Here is a 6,803-nt window from a genome sequence, read left to right as displayed (position 1 = left end):
ACGGCCGCATCGTCGACGAACTCCACCACCCCACCGCCGACACCGTCCTGGACCGCATGCGCCGCTTCGACGCCAAGGGCCGCACCAGCTAGAGCGTCCCGCTGGCCCCGGCGCCCCCGACCTTCGAGAACCCCCAGGACTGACACCCCCTCATGTACCGCACCGCTTTGCGCAACGTGCTGGCCCACAAGGGCCGACTGCTCATGACGATGCTCGCCGTGCTGCTCGGCACCGCCTTCGTCTCCGGCACCATGGTCTTCTCCGACACCTTCGGCAACGCGCTCAGGACTCAGAACTCCAAGAGCTACACGGACATCGCCGTCACGGTCAGCGACCGCGACGCCGCCCGCCAGGCCTACGACCACACGGGCGAGGACTCCGAGGGCCCGGCCCTCACCGAGGAAATCCGCAAGGCGGTCGCGGCGCTGCCCGGCGCCGCCGAGGCGCGCGGCGTGGTCAGCGGCTTCGCCGGCATCGCCGACAAGAAGGGCGCGCTGATCGGCAACGGTTTCTCCACCACCGGCACCAACTACGTGCCGGGCGCCGACGGCACCGACCCGCGCTACCCGCTGGTCGACGGCCGCGGCCCGCACGGCTCGGGCGAGATCGCACTGGACACCAATACCGCCGAGAAGGGCGGCTACAAGGTCGGCGACACCGTCCGGGTCGCCGTCAACGGCCCGGTGATGGAGCTCAAGCTCACCGGCACCCTGACCACCAACGACCCGCGCGTGCTGGCCGGCGGCTCGCTGGCCGCCTTCGACACCGCCACCGCCCAGCAGCTCTACCTGAGCCCGGGCCGCTACGCCGAGCTGGACGTCAAGAGCAAGCCGGGCGCGGACGACACCGCGCTGCTCGCCGCCGTCAAGCAGACCGCCCCGCAGGGCGACTCGATCGAGGCGAAGACCGGGCGCGAGCTCGCCGCCGAGCAGGACCGGATGATCCAGCAGGGCACCAAGGTCCTGAGCACCTTCCTGATGGTCTTCGCCTTCATCTCACTGTTCGTCGGCATCTTCATCATCGCCAACACCTTCACCATGCTGGTCGCCCAACGCACCAAGGAACTCGCACTGCTGCGGGCGATCGGCGCCAGCCGCAGGCAGATCACCCGCTCCGTGCTGGTCGAGGCACTACTGGTCGGCCTGCTCGCCTCGGCGGCCGGGCTGCTCGCCGGCATCGGGATCGGCGCCGGAATGCAGTCGCTGGTCAGCGCGATGGACGACACCATGCCGCAGGGCTCGCTGGTGATCAAGCCGCTCACCATCGCGGTGACCCTGGCCGTCGGCGTCCTGGTGACGGTGCTGTCCGCCCTGCTGCCGGCCGTGCGCGCCGCCCGGATCGCCCCGGTGGCCGCGATGAGCTCGGTCGAGCAGCCGGCCACCCAGAAGAGTCTGCGGGTGCGCAACACGATCGGCCTGCTGTTCACGCTGGCCGGCGCGGGCGCCCTGGCCGCGGGCGCGGGCGGCAAGGAGTACAAGCTGGTCGGGCTCGGCGCGGGCACCCTGCTGATCGGCGTGTTCGTGCTGACCCCGCTGCTGGCCCGGCCGCTGATCGCGCTGTTCGCCCCGCTGCTGCGCAAGGTCTACGGCACGCCGGGCAAGCTGGCCCAGGAGAACGCGATCCGCAACCCGCGCCGGACGGCGGCCACCGCCTCGGCACTGACCATCGGCGTCACCCTGATCACCGCGCTGACCGTGGTCGGCGCCTCGGTGAACAAGGCCGTCGACGCGGCGACCGCGAACGACCTCAAGGCCGACTTCACGGTCGCCATGCAGAACGGCTCGAAGCTCTCCCCCGAGGTCGCCAGCCAGATCGCCAAGGCGCCCGACGTCAGCGCCATGAGCGTGATGCGCGAAATCCGGGTGACGACCGACAAGGGCGACTCCGACTACGAGTTCCTGACGGGCGTCGACGCCGCGACCATCGGCCAGCTGGCCACCGTCAAGGTCAAGGACGGCTCGGCGGACGCCCTCAAGCAGGGCAAGCTGATGATGAGCTCGGGCACCGCCGAACGCCTCGGCTTCAAGGTCGGCGACACCATGGCCGTCACCTACCCGGACAAGACCAAGGGCTCGCTCACCGTCGGCGCCGTGCTGGAGGCCAACAGCGCGCTGGCCAACATCATCGCCCCGGACAACGTGGTGGGCCCGCACGCGCTGCCCGGCTCCGGCCCGGCGAAGGTCCTGGTGAAGGGCGCCAACGGCGCGGACGAGAAGCTGAAGCAGGCGCTGCGCGACGCGACCGGCGGCAACCCGCTGATCGCGGTCAAGGGCGAGAAGGACATCAAGGCGGAGAACCGTCAGCTGATCACCGGCATGCTGAACATGATGTACGGGCTGCTCGGGATGGCCGTGGTGATCGCGGTGCTCGGCGTGGTCAACACCATGGCGATGTCGGTGTTCGAGCGGCGCCGGGAGATCGGCATGCTGCGGGCGATCGGCCTGGACCGGATCGGCATCCGCCGGATGGTCCGGCTGGAGTCGCTGCTGATCGCGCTGTTCGGCGGCGCGGTCGGGATCGGGCTCGGGATCCTGGTGGCCTGGGCGGGCAACCGCACGATGGCGGACTCGTTCAAGAACATGACCACCGTGGTGCCGCCGCTGCAGATCGTCGGCTTCCTGGTCGCGGCCGCGGTGATCGGCCTGCTGGCCGCCCTCTGGCCGGCCCACCGGGCCGCCCGGATGGACATCCTGGGCGCGATCAAGAGCGAGTAGACGCCCCCTGCAAGCGCGCCGGAGCCCCGGACGGTCGAGGACCGTCCGGGGCTCCGGCGTATCCCGGTCCCACCGGGGTACGGCTGTCGGTGGTGCGTGCAAGGATGCTCGCGCGCACAGGGGCGAGGCGAAGGGGGCCAAGGCATGGAGACCAGCCGGTTCACGGGCGAGGACCCGCACGGGCACCAGCACGCGGTGAAGGTCGTCTCGGGGCGGAACAACACCCGGCGCGTGGTCTGCGAGAGCTGCGGCTACCGCAGGTCGGCGACGTTCGGTGCGCAGGCGAAGGCCTCCGAGCACCTGTCGCAGACGCACGACGCCGGGTACGTCCGACAGGAGTTCGCGCCGGGCCCGTGGATCGCCGCGGCCGTCGGGCTGGTCGCCTTCATCGTCTTCCTCTGCGTGTACGGGATATAGCGCCGCGTGCCCGTACGGGACATAGCGCCGCACACGACACCGCCCCGCCCGGCGGGGTGCCGGACGGGGCGGGGCGGTTCGCCGAACGGAGGGGTCAGGCGGCCGGCTTGGCGGCGACGGGCTTCGCCTTGCCGCCGAACAGGCCGAAGAACACGGCGAGGGTCGGCACCAGGTAGAGCAGCCAGACCACGAGCTGCAGCACGGTCGGGTCCGGCTGGAAGTTGAACACGCCCTTGAGCAGGGTGCCGTACCAGCTGTCCTTGGGAATGGTGCTGCTGATGTCGAAGGCCACGCTGTGCAGGCCCGGCAGCCAGCCGGCCTCCTGGAGGTCGTGCACGCCGTAGGCGAGCACGCCGGCCGCGACGACCACCAGCATCGCGCCGGTCCAGGTGAAGAACTTGGCCAGGTTGATCTTCAGCGCGCCGCGGTAGAACAGCCAGCCGAGCACCACCGAGGTGAGCAGGCCGAGCGCGGCGCCGATCAGCGGGTTGTAGCCGTCGTTGGTGGCCTGCACCGCCGACCAGATGAACAGCGCGGTCTCCAGGCCCTCGCGGCCGACCGCCAGGAAGCAGGTGACCACCAGGGCCGTGGTGCCCATGGCGATGGCCGCGTCCAGCTTGCCGTGCAGTTCGGTCTTCAGGTGCCGGGCGGTGCGGCGCATCCAGAACACCATCCAGGTGACCAGCCCGACCGAGATGATCGACAGCGAGCCGCCCAGCGCCTCCTGGGCCTCGAAGGTGAGCTGCGAGGAGCCGAACTGCAGCACGGCGCCGAAGACCATGCTGAGCACCACGGCGGATGCGACGCCGATCCACACCGGCGGCAGCTTGTCCCTGCGGCCGGTCTTGACCAGGTAGGCGATCAGGATGCAGACGACCAGGCTGGCTTCGAGGCCTTCGCGCAGGCCGATCAGGTAGTTGCCGAACACGGCACTCTCCTCGGGGGGTTGAACGGGGCGGGGGATCAGCCGAAGAGCGCTTGGCCCCACCACTCCCCGGGCTTGCGGACGCCCGCCGGGCAGGCGAAGTGGGCGGAACCGACGTGCTGGATGTACTCGTTGAGCTTGTCGCCGGCCGCGAGCCGCTGCTGGAGCGGCACGAAGGCCTTGCGGGTGTCGCGCTGGTAGGCGAGGAAGAACAGGCCGGCGTCCAGGCGGCCGAGGCCGTCGGTGCCGTCGGTGAAGGAGAAGCCGCGGCGCAGGATCATCAGGCCGTTGTTGGCGTCCGGGTGGGCCAGGGCGACGTGCGAGCCGGCGGGCATCGCCTTGAGGTCCGGCGCGTCGTGCTCCTTGGCCTTGCCGTAGGGGGCGCCCTCGCCCTTGGTGCGGCCGAAGGTGTCCTCCTGGTCCTTGAGCGAGGCGCGGTCCCAGGTCTCGATGTGCATCCGGATCCGCCGGGCGACCAGGTAGGAGCCGCCGGTCATCCACTCGGGGCCGTCGCCGGGGGCGGCCCAGACGTGCTCGGCCAGCCCGGCGCCGTCGGTGCCCGCGATGTTGTGGGTGCCGTCCTTGAAGCCGAGCAGGTTGCGCGGGGTCTGGGCGTCCGGCGTGGTGGAGGACGTCTTGCCGAAGCCGAGCTGGGACCAGCGGATGTTCACGGTGCCCATGCCGATCCGGGCCAGGTTGCGGATCGCGTGCACGGCGACCTGCGGGTCGTCGGCGCAGGCCTGGACGCAGAGGTCGCCGCCGCTGCGCAGCGGGTCGAGCTTGTCGCCCTTGAAGTTCGGCAGGTCGATCAGGGCCTCGGGGCGCTTGGCGCGGAGGCCGAAGCGGTCGACGCCGTCCTGGTCGAACAGGGTGGGGCCGAAGCCGATGGTGAGGGTGAGCCGGGAGGCGGGCAGGCCGAGGGCCTCACCGGTGTCGTCCGGCGGCGCCTCGGGCAGGCCGTCGGCGGCGCCGGTGCCGACCTCGCGGCCACCGGTCATCGCGGCGGCGGCCTTGGTCCACTCCTTGAGCATCTTGACCAGCGACTCGCGGGTCGCCTTCTCGGAGACGTCGAAGGCGGCGAAGTGCAGGCGGTCCTGGACCGGGGTGGCGATGCCGGACTGGTTCTCGCCGTAGAAGGGCACCTCGGCGCCGGTCTGGGCGGCCGCCGCCGGGGCGGGGTCGTCCTGCCGGGTGGCGGCGGCGACCGAGCCGACGGCGGCGGCGCCGAGCGCGACGCCCGCGCCGGCCCAGCCGATCACGGCCCGTCGGCTGACGGCGCCCCCGGCGGCAGCGGCGGGGGCGTTCGCGGTGCCCTCGGGGTTCTCGGGGTTCTCGGTGCCCTTGGCGTTCTCGGCGTCCATCGGCGGGCGGATCCTTCTCTGTGCTGACTCGCCGATGCCGTGGCGGCCGCTTCGGGCCGCCACGGCGTCGGTGGGGTGGGGACGGTGCTCGGGTGGGGCCGCGGTCGTTACTTGACGACCACGGCGGCGGCCAGCTTCGACAGCGGCTCGCCCAGCGAGTTGACCGCGTCGGAGAAGGTCTTGCGCTCGGCCTCGGTGACCTTGTCGTAGGAGGTGAAGGTGCCGTCGGCCTGCTTGTACTTGGCGAGCAGGGCCTGGATCGCGGTGAACTCGGAGTCCAGGGTCTTGGCCAGCTCCGGGCTCTTCTCGGCGGCGACCGGCTTCAGCAGCTCGTAGGCCTTCTGCGCGCCCTCGACGTTGGCCTGGAAGTCGGCCAGGTCGGTGTGGCTGTAGCGGTCCTCCTCGCCGGTGATCTTGTTGGTGGCGACCTCGTCCAGCAGCTCCTTGGCGCCGTTGGCCATGCTGGTCGCGGTGATCTCGGCCTCGGGGATCTTCTTCTGCCAGTCCTTGAGGTCGTTGACCAGTTGGTCGGCGAGCTTCTTCTCGTCGTCGCCGATCTTGGCGTCGGCCCAGAGCGACTTCTCCAGCTTGTGCCAGCCGGTCCACTCCTGGCCGGCCTCCAGCTTGTCCTCGCGGGTGTCGGTCTTGGGGTCGACGTCGCCGAAGCTCTCGGCGACCGGCTCGGTGCGCTCCCAGCCGGTGCGCGACGGCGCGTACAGCGACTTGGCCTTCTCCACGTCGCCGGCCTTGATCGCGGCGGCGAAGGCCTCGACGGCCGGGATGGTGGCGTCGGCCTGCTGCTGGGCGTACGTGCGGTACGCGTCGACGGCGGCGGTCAGGCGCGGGTCGGCGGCGGCGGCACTGGCGCCCTCGCCGGTCACGGTGATCTTCTGGCGGATGCCGTCGCCGACCATGCCGGGCTTGCAGGCGATCTCGTAGGAGCCGGCCTTGATCTCGGCGTTGATGGTGGCCTTGGTGCCGGGGCCGATGTTCTCGCGCTCGGTGATGATCTTGTCGCCTGCGCCGTAGACGTAGACCTCGGTGGTCTTGGCGCCCTTGTTGCTGATGTCCAGGACGACGTGGCCGGCCGGGAAGCTGGTCTTGGAGACCTCGCAGGCGGTGTCGGTCGCGTTGATCTTGACCGCGTCCGCGCCGCCCGCCTTGTCGTCCTTCTTCGCCGCACAGCCCGCCAGGGTGGCGGTCGCCACGGCGAGGGTGAGCAGCGCGGCTGCGGTGGAACGGCGACGGGCGGACATGCGGGCTCCAACGGAAAAGGGCATGGGTGTGCCAGGGCGGGGCAGGGCTGAGCACCGGTGGGGGCGTCGAACCAGCGACAACCCCGCCTTAGCTAAGGCATACCTTACGTAAAAACTTTTTTACGTCCAT

5 protein-coding genes and 1 pseudogene are annotated in these 6,803 nt (G+C 70.9%); 3 read left to right on the top strand and 3 right to left on the bottom strand.

Annotated elements, in window-relative coordinates; genetic code table 11:
- The 3 genes and pseudogenes from ACIOGZ_RS24345 to ACIOGZ_RS24335 all read left to right on the top strand — a co-directional run.
- Positions 1-92, top strand: a pseudogene (locus ACIOGZ_RS24345) (ABC transporter ATP-binding protein); the annotation flags it as partial.
- Positions 93-152: 60 nt separating this feature from the next.
- A complete protein-coding gene (locus ACIOGZ_RS24340) occupies positions 153-2,714 on the top strand; it encodes an ABC transporter permease (RefSeq protein ID WP_400987229.1) in 2,562 nt (853 codons plus the stop codon).
- Positions 2,715-2,858: 144 nt separating this feature from the next.
- Positions 2,859-3,131, top strand: a complete 273-nt coding sequence (locus ACIOGZ_RS24335) for a hypothetical protein (RefSeq protein WP_363629893.1) — start codon at positions 2,859-2,861, stop codon at positions 3,129-3,131.
- A gap of 94 nt (positions 3,132-3,225) precedes the next feature.
- Here the strand turns inward: ACIOGZ_RS24335 and efeU are convergent, their stop codons facing one another.
- The 3 genes from efeU to efeO form a co-directional block, all read right to left on the bottom strand.
- Entirely contained in the window at positions 3,226-4,059 is an 834-nt protein-coding gene (gene efeU, locus ACIOGZ_RS24330; protein ID WP_363629891.1) for an iron uptake transporter permease EfeU, read from the bottom strand.
- A 35-nt stretch (positions 4,060-4,094) separates the two neighbouring features.
- Positions 4,095-5,417 (bottom strand): iron uptake transporter deferrochelatase/peroxidase subunit, encoded by a 1,323-nt coding sequence (gene efeB, locus ACIOGZ_RS24325; RefSeq protein WP_363589518.1) that lies wholly within the window; start codon positions 5,415-5,417, stop codon positions 4,095-4,097.
- A 107-nt stretch (positions 5,418-5,524) separates the two neighbouring features.
- Positions 5,525-6,673: an iron uptake system protein EfeO gene (gene efeO, locus ACIOGZ_RS24320; protein WP_400987227.1), complete on the bottom strand. Its 1,149-nt coding sequence runs from the start codon at positions 6,671-6,673 to the stop codon at positions 5,525-5,527.
- Positions 6,674-6,803 lie beyond the last annotated feature (130 nt).

Source organism: Kitasatospora sp. NPDC088160 (genome assembly GCF_044741445.1).
In the GTDB taxonomy this organism is placed as follows: domain Bacteria; phylum Actinomycetota; class Actinomycetes; order Streptomycetales; family Streptomycetaceae; genus Kitasatospora.
This window is presented reverse-complemented; position numbering and strand designations above follow the sequence as displayed.

Bases quoted from the DNA above. Each gene is read 5' to 3' on its own strand.
- ACIOGZ_RS24340 (WP_400987229.1), top strand. From the start codon at position 153: ATGTACCGCACCGCTTTGCGCAACGTGCTGGCCCACAAGGGCCGACTG.
- ACIOGZ_RS24335 (WP_363629893.1), top strand. From the start codon at position 2,859: ATGGAGACCAGCCGGTTCACGGGCGAGGACCCGCACGGGCACCAGCAC.
- efeB (WP_363589518.1), bottom strand. From the start codon at position 5,417: ATGGACGCCGAGAACGCCAAGGGCACCGAGAACCCCGAGAACCCCGAG.
- efeO (WP_400987227.1), bottom strand. From the start codon at position 6,673: ATGTCCGCCCGTCGCCGTTCCACCGCAGCCGCGCTGCTCACCCTCGCC.